Genomic DNA, 16,906 nt, shown 5'->3' on the forward strand with positions numbered 1-16,906 from the left:
CTTTTTGTTGGAAGCTTCCATGTGTCTTATGGACGCGAAACCGGACTAACCGAACAAGATGCGTTTTGGCAAAGGCCCAGGGATGCTACACTCCGGTTGACCAACGCTCAGCTTCCACGGAGATCCGGACATGCCCCAGTACAATGACATGATCGAGCTTTCAGTCGATGATATGGATCTGATTGAAACGGCGTTGCGCGACTCGATCGCTTCGTTGTCACATGTTGCTTCGGATGAACCAGAGGACAGCAGGACCGACCGGGAAGACACGTTGAGGCGCATTCACGAACTTCTGGGCAAGCTACACGATCAGAAGGTCTTTTTTCGCCCGCAGAAAGGGGTTTACCTCGGCGGTTAGGGGCTTGGTTGTCGCGGATTGCGGGTCAATGCCGCCGCACTGTGTACAGGGGGAACCGGCCCGCGCAACAACATCAGCGCCAGTGTCATTCCGGCCAGTGCCGCAATCGCGGCAACTAACATGGCATTGTCAAAGGCGTTGTCCTGCACATCCCGCAGGGCCTTCGCCAATGTGTCTCCCGCAGTCGGATCCATCCCCGAGATCAATTGCTGTATCTGGTTCGGCGTTCCGTGTGTCAGCGCATGGGCCAGATTCTCGCGCTGGGTTGACCCGGCAGGCAACGCGTCGATCACCTCGGACAGACCTCGGCGTCTGGTAATCGCTTCAGCCAGACCGCCCACCACGGCACCAAGGGTTGCTCCGAAGTAGAGACAGGCGTTGATGACCCCAGAACCCTGCCCCACATGCTGCTCGGGCAGCAGGCGCAGACCCAGACGTGGCAACAGCGAAAAGCAGATGCCCAACCCGACACCGACGATCAGCAGCTTCCACCAGATTTCGGAAAACTGCGTTGTGTTCGTTGTTGTCATCAGCAGCAGGAACCCGCAGGCCATCGCCCCCAGGCCAATGGCGATCGGCCATTGAAAGCTGTAGGGGGCAAGAAAGCGGGGTGCGGTGGCCGATATCAAAAACATGCTGAGGCTGAGCGGCATGATCGCCAGCCCCGCACCGATGGACGAATACCCAAAGGCATCGGGCGATTGGACGAATGTATTGAAATAGACGAAGAAGCAGAACAGCGTGAAGCCAGTAAAGAACATCCCCGCCGCAGCCATCAGATAACGCGGATGGCGAAAGTACCGAAGCTCGATCAAAGGATCGTCGCTGCGGCGGGATACGATGACAAGGGCAATTGTCGACACGGCCGCCACGACCAGGGGCACCAGTGTCAAAGGCGAAGTCCACCCGCCGCTTTCCCCGTTGCTGAGCGCAAAGGACAATGGCCCGAGGAAAAACAGAATGGCAACGGCCCCCGCATAATCGAACTTTGCCCCGGCAAGGCGGGTATCGGGAACGTATTTCCGTTTGCTGACATGCAGCCCGATGGCAAAGGCCACAGCCAGCAGAACCAGGTCGGCTGCAAAGACGGCGCGCCAGCTGACATAGTGGCCGAAAGCGCCACCGACGATGGGCCCGACACCGATCGCCAGACCGACAATCGCCCCCCAGACGCCGGTAACGCTGGCGCGCTGCTCTTCAGGCGTGGCCGCCGTCAACAGTGACAGGGACGTGCCGAACAAAGCAGCCGCGCCCGCGCCTTGCGCGCCGCGCCCGATAAGCAGCATCGCCCCATCCTGCGCCAACAGGGCAAAGGCAGACCCGATTGCAAAGACGATCATGCCAAAAAAGAACACGCCCATCTTGCCGGTAATGTCACCCAGCCGGCTGACGATGCAGACAAGTGTGGCGCTGGTCACGGAATACGTGGCCATCACCCATTGCAAACCTGACGGGGTCAAATCGAACTCGGCCCTGAGATTGGGCAATATGGTGGACACAGCGGTGGTGTTGAACCCCACGACCATCATGCAGATGGCCGTCATGGCCAGCACCACGCGGGCGCGGGACTGCGGAGATACACTTGCCGAGCTCTCATCGGCCATAAAACACCCACTGACCAAGAATGTTAAATACAATCATCATCAGTTTAACGATTTCTGGCCCTGCGCATAGAGTTGCGTCAGATCCAGTAAGACAGCGCAACGGGCAGCACCAGCACAGTACCGAGCGTCGAGACAAGAATGAACCCCGCCACATCCGGCCCGTATTCCGGAACATGCTGGTCGATAAACAGATAAGTCGCCACGGAAGAAGGCATCAGGCAACACAGGATCAGCGCACCCCGCTCGGTTCCCGTGAAACCAAACAACCAGATCAGAACACTGGCAATTGCAACCGCCATCGCCAGATGCAGGGCCGTTAGCAGAACCGCGCGACCCAGGCTTTTCACACGCAGCGTCGCGAGCGTATGCCCCAGGGTCAGCAGCATGAGCGGGATGGACAATCCACCCAAGATGTCAAAGGACTTTGCGACCGGTTGCGGCAGGCTCTGCCCCGTTGCCATCAGGATCAGGGCGAGGCCCACGGCATATATAATCGGGGACGTCGCCAGTTTCTTGGGCGAGAATTCTCCGGCCGGGATCCACATGCCGACGGTGAAGATGCTGATCAGCACAACCACCACGAACGCCATGGTATAGGCCATACCTGCATCGCCCAGCGCCAGCAAAGTGATTGGCAGGCCGATGTTGCCGACATTCCCGTGCATCAACGGCGTCAGAAAGGCCCTCACCGGCAAGCGAAGAGCCTTGAGCCCGACATACCCCAACACCCCGAAACCGGCCACCGCAAGGGCAGCGGCGGTCATCATGTCAAGAAACGTGCCCACGGCCAGTTTGGTGCTCGACAGATGAGAAATGATCAATGTCGGATAGCCGACTTTTGAGACGATCCCGCCAATGACCTTGTTGTCGAAAGGCGCCTGAATCACGGCAAGAACATAGCCAATACCAGCGCAGATCAGGACAGGCAGAACCACGTTCAAAACATTCAGGAACAGGTGCTCCAAGCAAAAAACTCCTTGCCGAAACCGTTTGTCGACAGTGAATCAGTGCCATTGCAATGGCAAGCGCCCTGTGTAACCCGTGCACGGCGTTGGGTTTTCCCGATTGGAGTCTGATATTGCCCGAAAGCGCCGCTTGAGGTTCTTTCCTTCGCCGCCGACACAACATATAGTGGCTGACAACAACGTGTAGTGAAGCACGGCGGGACTTGGGAATACAAGCATGGCACATATCATTGTGGTCGGGAACGAAAAGGGTGGCGCAGGCAAATCGACCGTGTCGATGCATGTGGCGACCGCGCTGGCCCGATTGGGGCACAAGGTCAGCACGTTGGATCTGGATCTGCGTCAGCGCAGTCTGGGACGATACTTCGAGAACCGCAACAACTTCCTCAAGAGCTCGGACCTGACCCTTCCCAGCCCGCGCCATCACGACCTGCCCGAGATCGATGCCGCAACGTTGAAACCGGGCGAGAACATCTATGACCATCGCCTGTCTGCTGCCGTATCCCAGCTGGAAAGCGACAGCGACTTTATTCTGATCGACTGCCCGGGGTCTCACACCCGTCTGAGTCAGGTGGCGCATTCGCTGGCCGACACCCTGATCACCCCGTTGAACGACAGCTTCATTGACTTCGACCTTTTGGCGCGGATCGACTCGAAGGGCGAAAAAATCCTTGGCCCGTCCGTCTATTCCGAAATGGTCTGGAACGCTCGTCAACTGCGGGCACAGGCGGGGCTGAAGCCGATCGACTGGGTCGTTGTCCGCAACCGGGTCGGTACGCAGCGCATGGTCAACAAGGAAAAGATGCAACGCGCGATCGAAATGCTGTCCCAGCGCATCGGCTTCCGCGTCGCCTCGGGCTTTTCCGAGAGGGTTATCTTCCGCGAACTGTTCCCGCGCGGCCTGACCCTGTTGGACCTGAAGGACATAGGCGTCAAACAGCTGAACATCTCGAACATCGCCGCCCGGCAGGAATTGCGTGACATGATGAAAGAGCTGAACCTGCCGGGTGTAGAGATTGATTTCTGATCAGCTGTCCCGGCGACCGCCATGCCGACAAAGTGAGCTGCGCGGCGGCTGAGCGTCACACAGCTCGCCCTGGCCGACCCGCGAGGCGATGTCTATCTCATGACGGAGAGTACGTTTTGCGTTGGATGCTCAGACTGCATTTCCCGGATCGCATGGCGAAGGGATCTCCGAGAGCGGGCTTCGTCGGTGGCCGGATGCGGTGAAAGCCGGGCGGTCAGCTGCGGCTGATCTTCGGCGACGTGACGGTCGAGCCCGCCGCCGACACCTCGGCACGGCTCGGGGGCGACGGCATTCAGAATTCCCGGCTTCGAAGATTTCCTTCGGTCAGATGTCGTCAAGCTTCGGCTTGCAGGCCGGCTTTACGAAGACTGTTCATCAGTTTCCTCTGAAACGAGTCATCGAATTGCCAGATTGAAAAAATGTCCCGCGCCTTTGATGCGAAATTTGGCTGTAGCGCCCGCAGTTCATTCAATGACGCCTGGGCCGCTTCTTGATTCCCCAACTCACCATTCAAGGCAGCCCCCCACAGATGCGTCCAAAAGAAGTTCGGCATGTCGATTTGATCCAGAATTGTCAGGGCCTGCTGGTGGTTTCCCTGATCGAACTCATAAATGACACGCGGGAAACGATACCAGTGCGGATGGACCGGGTTCAGGGCGATGGCCCGTTCCACGAAGGTCAGCCCTTCGTCCCATTCGCCACTGAAGGCCAATCTCATTCCGTAATGCGCCAGAACAGCCGTGTCATTCGGGCTCAGATCAATTGCGACCTGACCCGCCTGGCGAAACCCCTGAATATCGCCAAGAACAAAGCGCATGTTGGCCAGCATCAAATACCCGGCAGCCAAATTTGGATCAATCTCCACCGCCCGACGCGCAGCCGCATCCGCGGCGGCAAAAAGATCTTGGCGGTCCCCGCCAAGACTAAACCGGACTTGTTGAAGATACAGGTTGGACAGTACTGCCCACGCTTCGGCATAGTCGGGGTTTTGTTCAAGCGCTCTCAGGATACAGGCCTTGATTGCGTGGTGCCGATCAAGATCGATTGTGACCTGATAGCTGTAGTAACTCAACACGCAGTCAAGGGCATCACGGTTTCCGGGCGGGGTGCGCGCCGCCTTCTTCATCGCGTCTTGCGTAAGAACACCGTATTTACCCGCAAGTTTTCCGATCACATCCTGTATGACCATGTCTTGCGCGGCATAGATGTCACTGGGTGAGCTGCCAACCTTGTATTCGTGAACCCAGATGTAGCGCTGGCTCTTGAGGTCTATGAGACGGGCAGACAATTCTACCGTGTCGCCCATGTCCATGACACTGCCTTCCAGCGCGAAATCCGCGTCGAACTCTGCGCGCAAAGCTTGTGAATCCGTGCCCCCTTGCGAAAACCTCCGCACGCTGCCCAAAGGGAGAACCCAAATATCACGAAACCGGACCAGCTCGCTGGTCAGTTGCTGTGTAATGCCATCGGCGAAATAGCTTGGCCCCTCACCCAGAGTGTCGAATGGCAGTACCGCAACCACAGGACCCTGCGGCAACGGTTGAACCGAGAGCTGAGCCGTTTTTGTGGACGACGCAAAAAAAGAAACCCAGATCAAGGCGCAAAGCACCAAAGCCCCGAAAACAGCCAACCCAGCCCTGAAAAATCGCCGGGGGCCGAAGCCGGAAACATGAGGGGGCGCAGGCTGTGCCGGTACTGGTTCCGCCGGGGGGGCAACGCTTTCAAACCTTGGGGCATAGCCGCCCTTGGGAATGGTCAATCGAATGGGATCTGATCGGCCGGGTCCAGCATAGTAGCCGTCTATATCTTGACGCAGTCGCCTCGCTTCAAGCCTGACAATCGGATCAATTTGCTGATCGAAGGTTTCATCCCGGCCGAAAACGGACATGGCGATGGACACGCCTTTGATTTGGTCCGCGCGCCCGGCCAGATACTCATCCACGATATAAGACAGAAAAGCGCGGCGCTGGGGTGTGGCGGTGAAATCTTGATGCTTCAAAAGGCGGTGCAACTGCGCCCGAATGTCATTTTCCGAAAAGCCCAACTGAAGAGTCCCGGTCCCGTAAAAAGTTCCTATAAATTAAGCACTCAGAGAGCTACGGGAACGTTCATACATGGGATTGAACTCGGGTGGCAACATGTTCGCACTTCACTGATCTTTTTCTCAGGTTAGCAGGAACGTGCAGTTTGCCACGCAGGCAGGCGCCGGAGCCTCAAGGAAGTGGCATTTGTGTTCAAAACAGCTACCGTCCCGTGCGGACGGTCTGATTTTCCCTAGTGGTGTGATTTTATTGCTGCTTCCTTGTCGCTTTCGTTATTTGCATTCAACTCGACAGGAACCGTTTGAACATGGCACGCCGACATACACTTTTTTTCTCTACCGCGCTTTCGATTTTGACGGCTGGTGCCGCGGTCGCGCAGGATCACTTTGACCCCAAGGGCAAGATGCCATCGAAATTCACGGTCGAATTTCAGGAGCAGATGCGCGACTCTCTACCATTTGACGATCAGCGCGATTTTGAAGAAAGCCGCAAAGGTCTGATCGCCGTTCCGGATTATCGCCAAATCAAGACCGAAGACGGCACTGTCGCGTGGGACATCGGCAGCTATGACTTCCTGTTGGAAGAAGGGCAGGATTTCGACTCGATCCATCCATCGCTGCAACGTCAGGCGATCCTGAACATGAACTATGGTCTTTACGAGATTCTGGAAGGCAAGATCTATCAGGTGCGCGGCTTCGATCTGTCGAACATCTCGTTCATCCGCGGCGAGACCGGCTGGATCATCTTCGATCCACTGGCATCGAAGGAAACGGCGGCGGCGGCGTTGAAACTGTTGAATGACACGGTAGGCGAGTTGCCGGTCAAGGCGGTTGTCTATTCGCACTCACATGCCGACCATTACGGCGGTGTCCGTGGTGTCATCACGGATGAAGATGTGGCCAATGGGGTCGAGGTCATCGCACCCGAAGGGTTCATGGAACATGCAGTGTCCGAGAACGTCTATGCAGGAAACGTGATGAACCGCCGTCTGTTCTTCCAATACGGTGTTTTGCTGCCGCGCGATCCGCATGGTCATGTGGATCAGTCGATCGGCAAGAACATCTCGGCCGGAACCACCGGCTTGATCGAGCCGACCCGCTATGTCTCGGACGATTATGAAGAGATCACCATCGACGGTGTGCGCATGATCTTCCAGAATACGCCTGGCACCGAAGCCCCTGCCGAGATGAACACCTATTTCCCCGACCTCAAGGCGTTCTGGGCTGCGGAAAACATCACCGGCACGATCCACAACATCTATACCCTGCGCGGCGCGCTGGTCCGCGATGCGCTCAGCTGGTCGAAGCATATCAATGACGCGCTTTATGAGTTCGGGCAGGAAGCTGAGTTGATGTTCGCTTCGCATTCCTGGCCGCGTTTCGGCAATGATCGCATTCAAGAGGTCATGCGTGCACAGCGCGACACCTACGCCAACCTCAACAACGGAGTGTTGAATCTGGCTAACAAGGGTGTGACCATCAATGAGGTCCATAATGTCTATGAGGTCCCCGAAAGTCTTCGGCAGCAATGGGCTGCGCGCAGCTATCACGGCTCGGTCGAACATAACAGCCGGGCAGTGATCAACCGGTATCTTGGGTATTGGGATGCGAACCCGACCACCTTGACGCCTCTGTCGCCCCAGGACAGCGCACCACTGTATGTCGAGATGATGGGCGGTGCCGATCCGATCCTGTCCAAGGGGCAGGGCTTGATTGACGCAGGGCAATACTTGCACGCAACCGAGATCCTGAACAAACTGGTCTATGCCGAACCGGAAAATCAGCAAGCCAAGGACCTGCTGGCTGATGCGTTCGAGCAGATCGGCTATCAAAAAGAAAGCCCTTCGGTTCGCAACTCGTTCCTTGGTGCCGCTTACGAATTGCGCAACGGCATCCCGCAAGGTGCAACTATCGAAACCACCGGCCCTGACACGATCCGGGCGATGGAAACCTCAATGTGGCTTGATTTCATAGCCATCCGCGTCAACAGCGAAAAGGCGGCGGGTATGGAATTCACGATCAACCTGTCGATTCCGGACCGGGATGAAAACATCGTCGTCGAGATGAGCAACGCCACGCTGACCCACATCGTGGATCGAAAGGCACCCGACGCAGACCTGTCGATCGTCTTGAACAGAGCGGATCTGGAGAAAGTCATGACCGGAGAGAGCAAGCTTGTCGATATGCTGGCGGACGGAACCGCTCAATCCGAGGGCAACACCGATGTTGTGTCGCAATTGGCTTCGACTCTGGACCAGTTTGATCTTGGGTTCGAGTTGATGCCCGGAACCGGAGCCGCGGACCTGACAGCGCCAGCCAATGACTTTGCTCAACCGCCGCTGGCGAACTCAAACGGAGGCTGAGTTCTACATGGATTGAAACTGGCAAGACCCAAGTCGGCATGGATTCATGGCAGCAGGAATAAAGCTGGCAAAACCCAAAACCGGCTTGGGTCACCTTTTCCGGCAGATATCAGAATTATGTGAGGTTCTGTCGCTTGTCCCCGGTGCAGCATCGGTGGATCTGGGTTCGAACCAGATACTGGCTCAAATCCACAACATACGCGATTATCCGATCAATCCCGGCGGGTTAAAGGCGTTCCATCACGTCTTTCAGCTTCGGCACCGCTGGAAGGAATAGCCGCAGTTTCAATTGGTTTCCGATGGCCCGCCGGGGCTGTACACCGTAAACAGCTCTTTTGGTTCATTCACCCCGCGCAGCATGTAGCGACCGACAGAGACAAGCTCCTGCGCGCAGGGCTGTGCAGCGCGGGCGACATCATCCGAGATCAGGATCCTCTGACCCAAAGACCGGTGCATTCCCGCAATGCGGGCGGCCTGGTTGACAGCCGGGCCGATCACCGTGAAGTCCAGCCGGGTCTCGGACCCGATATTGCCATAGAGAATCTCGCCCGAATGCAAGGCCAGCGTATAGTTGGCCACCGGCAGACCCTGCGCGCGGCGCCTTGCGTTCAGTTCATCCATGCGGGACTGCAATAAGGGCACGGCCTCAAGCGCGGCACGGGCGTCTTCGTCGATCTCTCCGACATCGAACATTGCCATCAGGCCGTCACCCATGAATTTCAGGATGTTGCCGCCCTTGTCATGCACCACACCCACGGCGACGGCCAGATAGTCGTTCAGCATGTCGATGATCTCATGCCCCGGCAGGTCTTCGGACAGCGTGGTGAAGCCTTCGAGGTCGAAATTCCAGATCACAGCGTCGATTTGCTGCAAAGACCCACGCCGAATTTCACCCGACAGAACCCGGCGACCGGCATCCCGCCCCAGATAAACCCGCATCAAATCCTTGGCCAGTTCCTGGTTCTTGGCGGATTTGAGCGCCAGCCCCAGATGCGGCAGTACAGTTTGTATTTGGTTCAGATCGCTGTCTTCGAATCCGTTCGGTGCGTCGCTGGTCCAGGACATCAGAACACCATCGCTGACCTTTTTCGTACCGTCGGGGCGCAGTTGTCTGGCCCCTTCATATGACAGGCCGGTGGCATAATAATCGGTCGCTCCGATTTCACGCAGATCATTCAACAAGGGAAAGCGGCTGGGTTCATTATGGTCGACCAGTTTGACCCGGATTTCATCCTGATCACCGTTCAGCAGCGTATAGAGTGGGCTTTGCTGCCAAACTTCGCTGGGCGTTTCCGTGAACTCAAATTTCTCGGATTCACCGCCCGCGCCGTTGTACCAACTGTAACCGGTACCTCCGTAAACCGGATGCAGAGTCGACTGCGCCGCATGAAAGCGCATCAACGGAATACCCATTTCCACCAATCGGGCACAAAACCCTTCCAACAGCTCTTCTTGCCCCGCGCCCTCCAGCCCCTTGCTGACCAGCCATTCGATCAGGGAATGTGAGAAAACTGAAGCGGAATCTGGCAATGTCATTTTGTTGTCCGTATCAAGTATGATCCCCATTTGGGGGCAGGCCGCGTCAATTGCCATAGATCAGTCCAAACCAGCCAACCTTTGCAGCATTTGTCGCAATAACGCGGCCTCTTCCGGTTTGAACAGGCCTGACAGTTTCGCATCGTAATTGGCAGCAACGCCGCGCAGGTCACGATACACAGCTTGCCCTGCTGGTGTTAGTGTCAACCATTCCGCCCGCCGATCCGCTTCGTCCCGTGTGCGTTTCAGGTATCGACGCTGTTCCAGCTTGGCGACAGCACGGCTGATTTTGGTTTTGTGCATTCTGGCGCGCTCGCCGATTTCTTTGGCGGTCATCTCGCCAAACAAACCCAGATGGAACAATACCCGCCATTCGGTTCTGAGCATCCCATAGCGGCCCTTGTAAACTGCCTGAAACTCTAGCGAAGCCCGTTCGGCCGCCTGATTCAGCAGGAAGGGCAGAAAATTTTGCAGATAAAAGTCATCATTTTTTTCGGATTCATCGTGTGTCATGCTTGTTAGTTACAAAATCAACTATTACCCGACAAGCAGCAAACGGAGGAAAACGCAATGAATCGTCCGACTGATCCGCATACGCTGACACAGGCTGCGACGCCTGTCGGAACTCATGCAGGCTATATGCCTGGCTTTGGAAATGACTTTGAAACCGAGGCCCTGCCCGAGGCCCTGCCGCAAGGCATGAACAGCCCGCAACGGTGCAACTATGGTCTTTACGGAGAGCAGCTGAGCGGCACCGCCTTTACCGCCAACCCGCCCGAGCGCACCTGGTGCTATCGAATTCGCCCATCGGTAAAGCACTCACACCGTTATGAAAAAATCGATCTTCCCTACTGGAAATCGGCCCCCTGCATTGATCCGGATGTGATCAGCCTTGGCCAGTACCGCTGGGATCCCATCCCGCATTCCGATGAAGGTCTGAACTGGATGACGGGTATGCGGACCATGACGACCGCAGGTGACGTGAACACGCAGGTCGGCATGGCAAGCCACATCTATCTGGTCACGGAATCCATGGTGGATGACTATTTCTTTTCGGCTGATTCCGAATTGCTGGTTGTGCCACAGGAAGGACGCCTGCGATTTGCGACGGAATTGGGAATCATCGACCTGGAACCCAAGGAGATCGCTATCATTCCACGCGGTTTGCTGTACCGGGTCGAGGTTCTGGAAGGCCCTGCGCGCGGCTTTGTCTGCGAGAATTACGGTCAGAAGTTTGAACTGCCGGGTCGCGGACCAATCGGTGCCAACTGCATGGCCAACCCGCGCGACTTCAAGGCGCCGGTGGCCGCTTATGAGGATCGTGAAACCCCTTCTACCGTGACAATCAAATGGTGCGGGCAATTCCACACAACCAAGATCGGCCACAGCCCGCTGGATGTCGTGGCATGGCACGGCAACTATGCGCCCTACAAATACGACCTGCGCAACTATTGCCCCGTCGGCGCGATCCTGTTTGACCACCCCGACCCGTCGATCTTTACAGTTCTGACGGCTCCGTCCGGCCAGCCCGGTACGGCCAATATCGACTTTGTCCTGTTCCGTGAACGCTGGATGGTGATGGAAGACACGTTCCGCCCGCCGTGGTACCACAAGAACATCATGTCCGAGCTGATGGGCAACATCTACGGCCAATACGACGCGAAACCGCAGGGCTTTGTTCCCGGCGGCACAAGCCTACACAACATGATGATCCCACACGGCCCCGACAGGGAGGCCTTCGACAAGGCGTCATACTCGAACCTGGGGCCGGACAAGCTGGACCAGACAATGTCGTTCATGTTCGAAACCCGCTTCCCGCAGCACCTGACCTCGTTTGCCGCCACCGAAGCGCCGTTGCAGGATGACTATATCGACTGCTGGACATCGCTTGAGAAGAAGTTCGACGGAACGCCGGGCAAGAAATGAGCCACCCATCGGTTCAGTTTCATTGCCGTCGTCCTGCCCGCGCTGAACATGCCGGAGTTGAACCGGTTGCCGAGCCAACGTGCCTCGGCAACCGGTGTGCAGTGACGCCTCGTGCATATGACATGCCACAACCGCCGCGGCTTCGTGCTTTTGCTATCGCCGTTCCAAAGCTAAAATCCTCTCGAACCTCTTAGAACACAACAAAATAGGGGCAAGATATGCCTTTGATGACTTCGTGGGTGGCGTCGGCCAATGACGCGACACATCCGTTCCCACTGAACAATTTGCCTTATGGTGTCTTCTCGACCGAAGGTGATGATCCCCGCTGTGGTGTGGCCATCGGTGACATGATCCTCGACGTCACCGCCGCCGAAGCCGAGGGGTTGATCACCCTGAGCGATGAGCCGCTGTTCGACATGCCGTTCTGGAACCCTCTCATGGAGGAAGGCCCAGCCGTCTGGGCGGCCCTGCGTGAGCGGCTGATCAGCCTGCTGACCGAGGGTTCAGATGAACAAGCCAAGGTCGAACCGCTGCTTGTCAAACAAGAAGATGCGGAAATGCATCTGCCCTTTGCGGTCAGCGAATACACCGATTTCTACGCAGGCCGAAACCATGCCTTCAACGTGGGCACCATGTTCCGGGGGCCGGAAAACGCCCTGCCACCGAACTGGCTGCACATTCCCATTGGTTACAACGGCCGCGCATCTTCGGTCGTGGTATCAGGCACGGATATTCGCCGCCCCTGGGGTCAGCTGAAAGCCCCCGATCAGGACTTGCCCGCCTTCCTGCCCAGTCGCCGTTTTGACATCGAGCTTGAGATGGGCGCGATTGTCGGAACACCCTCGGATGGTCCGATCACCGTTCAGGAAGCGGATGACAATATCTTCGGCTACGTGCTTCTGAATGACTGGTCTGCGCGCGACATCCAGGCATGGGAATATCAGCCGCTGGGCCCGTTTCAGGCAAAGGCCACGGCAACCTCGATCAGCCCGTGGATCGTGACCAAGGCGGCGCTCGAGCCATTCCGCTGTGACACGCCACCCCGCGAGTTCGAGCTTCTGGATCACCTCAAGGATTGCGGCCCGATGCTTTATGACATCGATCTGGCGATCACCATGGCACCTGCCGGACAGCCCGCCACGACGATTGCCCGGACCAATTACAACCAGATGTACTATTCCGCTGCGCAACAATTGGCGCATCACACCACATCAGGATGCCCCATGAACACGGGCGACCTGCTGGGATCGGGAACCATTTCCGGGCCAACCAAACCTGAACGTGGCTCGTTGCTGGAGCTTAGCTGGGGCGGCAAGGAACCTCTGACATTGGACAGCGGTGAAACCCGCAGCTTCATCGACGATGGCGACACGTTGACCCTTACCGGCGCAGCTCGTGGCGACGGCTACACGATCGGCTTCGGTGAATGTGTCGGCACCGTTTTGCCCGCTCTTGAAAACCCATATTCACGATAAGGAACCCACCATGGCCAAGGCATTCGCGTCCCAGGGGGACATGTCGGAAAAAAAGATCAGCTTTACTGAAGTCGGAGATGGGCTTTATGCCTTTACCGCCGAAGGCGACCCGAATTCGGGTGTAATCATTGGCGACGACAGCGTGATGATTGTCGAGGCGCAGGCGACTCCGCGTCTGGCAAATAAGGTGATCGAATGCGTGCGTTCCGTCACCGACAAACCGATCACGCATGTGGCTCTGACCCACTACCACGCAGTGCGTGTTCTGGGCGCAAGCGCATTCGGCGCACAGCAGATCCTGATGTCGGACATGGCCCGCGCCATGGTCGTCGAGCGGGGTCAAGAAGACTGGGACAGCGAATTCCAGCGCTTCCCACGCCTCTTTGAAGGGCATGAAAGCATCCCTGGCCTGACATGGCCCACCACCACCTTCAGCGATACGATGACGGTGTATCTGGGCAACCGCCGGATCGACCTGATGCATCTGGGCCGCGCGCATACAGCTGGCGATATCGTCATCCATGTGCCGGATCAGAACGTGATGTTCACCGGCGATATCGTCGAATATCACTCGGCCTGCTATTGCGGCGACGGTCATTTTAGCGATTGGGGCGACACGCTGGACGAGATCAAGTGGTTCGACGTCGACGCCATCGCACCGGGGCGCGGTGACGCGCTGGTTGGCAAGGACATGGTGAATGCGGCCATCGAGAACACCCGCGATTTTGTCGAAAGCACATACCGGCCGGCGGCGAAGGTTGCCGCGCGCGGCGGGTCCCTGAAAGAGGCCTGGGACGCAGTCCGCGCTGAATGCGATCCGAAGTTCGCCGACTACGCAATCTACGAGCACTGCCTGCCGTTCAACGTGGCCCGCGCCTATGACGAGGCGCGCGGCATTGACACGCCCCGCATCTGGACCGCCCAGCGCGACCTCGAGATGTGGGAAGCCCTGCAAGGCTGACGAAAAACGGTCGAGTTTGATCCAGATCGTTTTTTGCGGCGGGATTCGATGAAACCATAATCTAAGACCTCCGGCGCCCGTCGCCGGGGGACAGGACATGCAGCACATCGGTGCATCTGTTTCGGGGGGAGCCCATGAACAAGATCTTTGAAACGCCGCTTTACGGATATGAACGCAGCCCGGATCAGGACAGCCCGACGCCCGTCAGGCGCAAGGTGATCGTTATCGGTGCGGGGCCGGTTGGTCTGGCCGCCGCCATCGATCTGGCCCAGCAAGGGGTCGAAGTTGTGGTTCTGGACGAGAATGACAAAGTCAGCTTCGGCAGCCGCGCCATCTGTTTTTCTCAGCGCACGCTGGAAATCGCAGACCGGCTGGGTTGCGGCCAGCAATTGGTCGACAAAGGTGTGCTGTGGGACCGGGGCAAGGTCTTTTTCGACGACCGTCAGGTCTATGATTTCAACCTTCAGCCGGACGAAGGTTATGCCAACCCGGCCTTCATAAACTTGCAGCAATACCATTTTGAAAACTTCTTTGTGGAACGCGTGCGCGAGTTGCAGACAGAAGGCGCACCGATTGAAATTCGCGGGCGCAACAAGGTTGACGCAATCGGTACGCACGAAGATCACGTTCGGCTGGAGGTCGAAACCCCCGAAGGCCCTTATACACTCGAGGCCGAATGGCTGATCGCCTGCGATGGTGCCGCGTCCCCCACCCGGCGCATGCTGGGCATCGATTTCGAAGGGCGTGTTTTCGAAGACAATTTCCTGATCGCGGACGTGATCATGGATGCCGATTTCCCCTCGGAACGCTGGTTCTGGTTTGACCCGCCGTTCAATCGCGGGCAATCCGCGCTTTTGCACAAACAACCCGACAATGTCTGGCGTATTGACCTGCAACTGGGTTGGGACATCGACAAGGAACGCGAAAAGCGCCCCGAGAATGTGATCCCGCGCCTCAAGGCGATGCTGGGCGATGACGTCGAGTTTCAGCTGGAGTGGGTCTCGATCTATACGTTCCAGTGTCGCCGCATGGAGAGCTTCCGCAAAGGGCGTGTCCTATTCGCAGGCGACAGCGCGCACCAGGTCAGCCCCTTTGGCGCGCGCGGTGCCAATTCCGGCCTGCAAGACACTGACAACCTGTGCTGGAAACTGAAACTGGTGCTGGATGGGAAAGCCCCCGAAAGCCTGCTAGACAGCTACAACGCGGAACGCGTGCACGGGGCTGATGAGAACATCCAGAAATCCAGCCGCTCCACCGATTTCATCACGCCGAAATCCGAAATGTCGCGGGTTCTGCGGGATGCGGTTCTGGACCTCAGCGAGAAGTACGAATTTGCGCGTCCGTTGGTGAATTCGGGACGCCTGAGTCAACCTTGCACCTATGACGGCTCGACCCTGAATTCTGCCGACGCGCTGGATGGCCCAGCCGAAACGCGCCCCGGCTCGGCCTGCCCGGACGCGCCGCTGGGTGATGCGTTCCTGTTGCCCAAACTGGCAGGCAAATTCACCCTTTTGACGATTGACGCGGATGCCCCGGAGGTGCTGGAAGAAGACGGGGTCGAGGTCACGCGGTTGGCGCTGTCGGTCAAGGATGACCAGACCCTGGCGCTGAAACGTCGCTATCTAGGCGACGCAACCAGCGCGGTTTATCTGATCCGTCCTGATCAGCACGTGGCGGCGCGCCGGGACAGTTATGAAGAAAACAGTTTCCGCCATGCAATCCGCAGAGCCTGTGGTAAGGAGTGAGCGAGATGTCTGACCTGATCCTTTCCCCGAATATCGACGATGCTGACGACTTCTATGCCGAGCTGCTGGCCGCGCATGAAGGGCTTGAAAAAGCCGACAGTGACGCGCTGAACGCCCGACTGGTTCTGGTGCTGGCCAATCACATCGGCGACAAGGCGGTGTTGTCTGACGCTATTCGCGCCGCCACCCTGGCCGACACGTGACGGATTCGAATGTGAGCAAAACCGTCCTTTATGACTATTGGCGGTCCTCGGCCAGCTATCGGGTGCGGATCGCCCTGAATCTGGCCGGGATCGACTATCGCGCGGTTGTCGTCGACCTGGTGGGCGGCGAACACAAAAGCGATGCACATATTGCGCGAAATCCACAAGGGTTGGTTCCGGTGCTGGATATTGACGGGCAGCGGCTGACTCAGTCTCTGGCCATTCTCGACTATCTGGACAAGACACGTGAATTGAACCTTCTGCCCGACGATGCAGCAGGGCGCGCGCGCGTGCAGGCGCTGGCCTATGCGATTGCGGTGGACATTCACCCTGTTTGCAACCTTTCAGTTGCTCGCCATGCGACCACCCTCAGCAAAGATCCGACCGACATGCCCGGAGAGTGGATGCGGCACTTCATCCGGCCGGGGTTGCAGGCCTTCGAGACCATGTTGGGTGAGTTTGAACAAACCCCCTATTGCGTTGGTTCACAGCCCGGCCTCGCCGACATCTGCCTGATCCCGCAGATCTACAATGCACGCCGGTGGAAGGTCGACTTGTCGGACATGCCGCGTCTGCTGGGTGTCGAAAAGGCCTGTGCCGATCACCCCGCATTTGTCGCGGCGCATCCTGACAGGCACGCACCCCAATAAGCTTGCACAGGTCCTGTGTGCCGGTGTGCCTAGGCGTTCGTCGCAATCGGAC

General features: G+C 57.6%; 15 protein-coding genes. 10 read left to right on the forward strand and 5 right to left on the reverse strand.

Translation table 11 applies throughout. The features are described 5' to 3' along the window. Nucleotides 1-130: 130 nt before the first annotated feature. Nucleotides 131-358 (forward strand): hypothetical protein, encoded by a 228-nt coding sequence (locus ACR0FB_RS18400; protein WP_171637644.1) that lies wholly within the window; start codon nucleotides 131-133, stop codon nucleotides 356-358. Here the strand turns inward: ACR0FB_RS18400 and ACR0FB_RS18405 are convergent. Both ACR0FB_RS18405 and ACR0FB_RS18410 read right to left on the reverse strand, forming a co-directional pair. Further along, a complete protein-coding gene (locus ACR0FB_RS18405; protein ID WP_480621570.1) occupies nucleotides 355-1,962 on the reverse strand; it encodes an MFS transporter in 1,608 nt (535 codons plus the stop codon). The genes ACR0FB_RS18400 and ACR0FB_RS18405 overlap by 4 nt on opposite strands. A gap of 77 nt (nucleotides 1,963-2,039) precedes the next feature. Then, nucleotides 2,040-2,927 (reverse strand): AEC family transporter, encoded by an 888-nt coding sequence (locus tag ACR0FB_RS18410; RefSeq protein ID WP_171724819.1) that lies wholly within the window; start codon nucleotides 2,925-2,927, stop codon nucleotides 2,040-2,042. 217 nt (nucleotides 2,928-3,144) lie between these two features. On the opposite strand from ACR0FB_RS18410, the gene ACR0FB_RS18415 reads away from it, so the two are divergent. Continuing rightward, nucleotides 3,145-3,954, forward strand: a complete 810-nt coding sequence (locus ACR0FB_RS18415; RefSeq protein ID WP_152457022.1) for a division plane positioning ATPase MipZ — start codon at nucleotides 3,145-3,147, stop codon at nucleotides 3,952-3,954. A 334-nt stretch (nucleotides 3,955-4,288) separates the two neighbouring features. Here ACR0FB_RS18415 and ACR0FB_RS18420 read toward each other — a convergent pair whose 3' ends face one another. Next, a complete protein-coding gene (locus ACR0FB_RS18420) occupies nucleotides 4,289-5,953 on the reverse strand; it encodes a tetratricopeptide repeat protein (protein ID WP_480621571.1) in 1,665 nt (554 codons plus the stop codon). A gap of 350 nt (nucleotides 5,954-6,303) precedes the next feature. On the opposite strand from ACR0FB_RS18420, the gene ACR0FB_RS18425 reads away from it, so the two are divergent. Continuing rightward, nucleotides 6,304-8,358 carry an alkyl/aryl-sulfatase gene (locus tag ACR0FB_RS18425; RefSeq protein ID WP_480621572.1) on the forward strand — a complete coding sequence of 685 codons (2,055 nt, stop codon included), beginning with the start codon at nucleotides 6,304-6,306 and terminating at the stop codon, nucleotides 8,356-8,358. A 46-nt stretch (nucleotides 8,359-8,404) separates the two neighbouring features. Beyond that, the gene (locus ACR0FB_RS18430; RefSeq protein WP_171637652.1) at nucleotides 8,405-8,635 is read left to right on the forward strand and encodes a hypothetical protein; all 231 of its coding nucleotides are present in this window, start codon (nucleotides 8,405-8,407) and stop codon (nucleotides 8,633-8,635) included. A gap of 8 nt (nucleotides 8,636-8,643) precedes the next feature. On the opposite strand, the gene ACR0FB_RS18435 is transcribed toward ACR0FB_RS18430, so the two are convergent. Both ACR0FB_RS18435 and ACR0FB_RS18440 read right to left on the reverse strand, forming a co-directional pair. Continuing rightward, nucleotides 8,644-9,894: an adenylate/guanylate cyclase domain-containing protein gene (locus ACR0FB_RS18435; RefSeq protein WP_480621573.1), complete on the reverse strand. Its 1,251-nt coding sequence runs from the start codon at nucleotides 9,892-9,894 to the stop codon at nucleotides 8,644-8,646. A 60-nt stretch (nucleotides 9,895-9,954) separates the two neighbouring features. Then, the gene (locus tag ACR0FB_RS18440; protein WP_171120356.1) at nucleotides 9,955-10,407 is read right to left on the reverse strand and encodes a MarR family winged helix-turn-helix transcriptional regulator; all 453 of its coding nucleotides are present in this window, start codon (nucleotides 10,405-10,407) and stop codon (nucleotides 9,955-9,957) included. Between the two features lie 57 nt (nucleotides 10,408-10,464). On the opposite strand from ACR0FB_RS18440, the gene hmgA reads away from it, so the two are divergent. The 6 genes from hmgA to maiA all read left to right on the forward strand — a co-directional run bounded on the left by hmgA (nucleotide 10,465) and on the right by maiA (nucleotide 16,854). Continuing rightward, nucleotides 10,465-11,820 (forward strand): homogentisate 1,2-dioxygenase, encoded by a 1,356-nt coding sequence (gene hmgA, locus ACR0FB_RS18445; RefSeq protein ID WP_171232726.1) that lies wholly within the window; start codon nucleotides 10,465-10,467, stop codon nucleotides 11,818-11,820. 218 nt (nucleotides 11,821-12,038) lie between these two features. After that, nucleotides 12,039-13,295 (forward strand): fumarylacetoacetase, encoded by a 1,257-nt coding sequence (fahA, locus tag ACR0FB_RS18450; RefSeq protein WP_480621574.1) that lies wholly within the window; start codon nucleotides 12,039-12,041, stop codon nucleotides 13,293-13,295. 10 nt (nucleotides 13,296-13,305) lie between these two features. Further along, a complete protein-coding gene (locus ACR0FB_RS18455; RefSeq protein ID WP_480621575.1) occupies nucleotides 13,306-14,256 on the forward strand; it encodes an MBL fold metallo-hydrolase in 951 nt (316 codons plus the stop codon). A 134-nt stretch (nucleotides 14,257-14,390) separates the two neighbouring features. After that, entirely contained in the window at nucleotides 14,391-16,001 is a 1,611-nt protein-coding gene (locus ACR0FB_RS18460; RefSeq protein ID WP_171637659.1) for an FAD-dependent oxidoreductase, read from the forward strand. 5 nt (nucleotides 16,002-16,006) lie between these two features. Then, nucleotides 16,007-16,204 carry a DUF2783 domain-containing protein gene (locus ACR0FB_RS18465; protein ID WP_171637661.1) on the forward strand — a complete coding sequence of 66 codons (198 nt, stop codon included), beginning with the start codon at nucleotides 16,007-16,009 and terminating at the stop codon, nucleotides 16,202-16,204. 11 nt (nucleotides 16,205-16,215) lie between these two features. Further along, the gene (gene maiA, locus ACR0FB_RS18470) at nucleotides 16,216-16,854 is read left to right on the forward strand and encodes a maleylacetoacetate isomerase (RefSeq protein WP_171724816.1); all 639 of its coding nucleotides are present in this window, start codon (nucleotides 16,216-16,218) and stop codon (nucleotides 16,852-16,854) included. The last annotated feature ends 52 nt before the right edge of the window (nucleotides 16,855-16,906 follow it).

This window comes from Ruegeria sp. P10 (assembly GCF_056534925.1).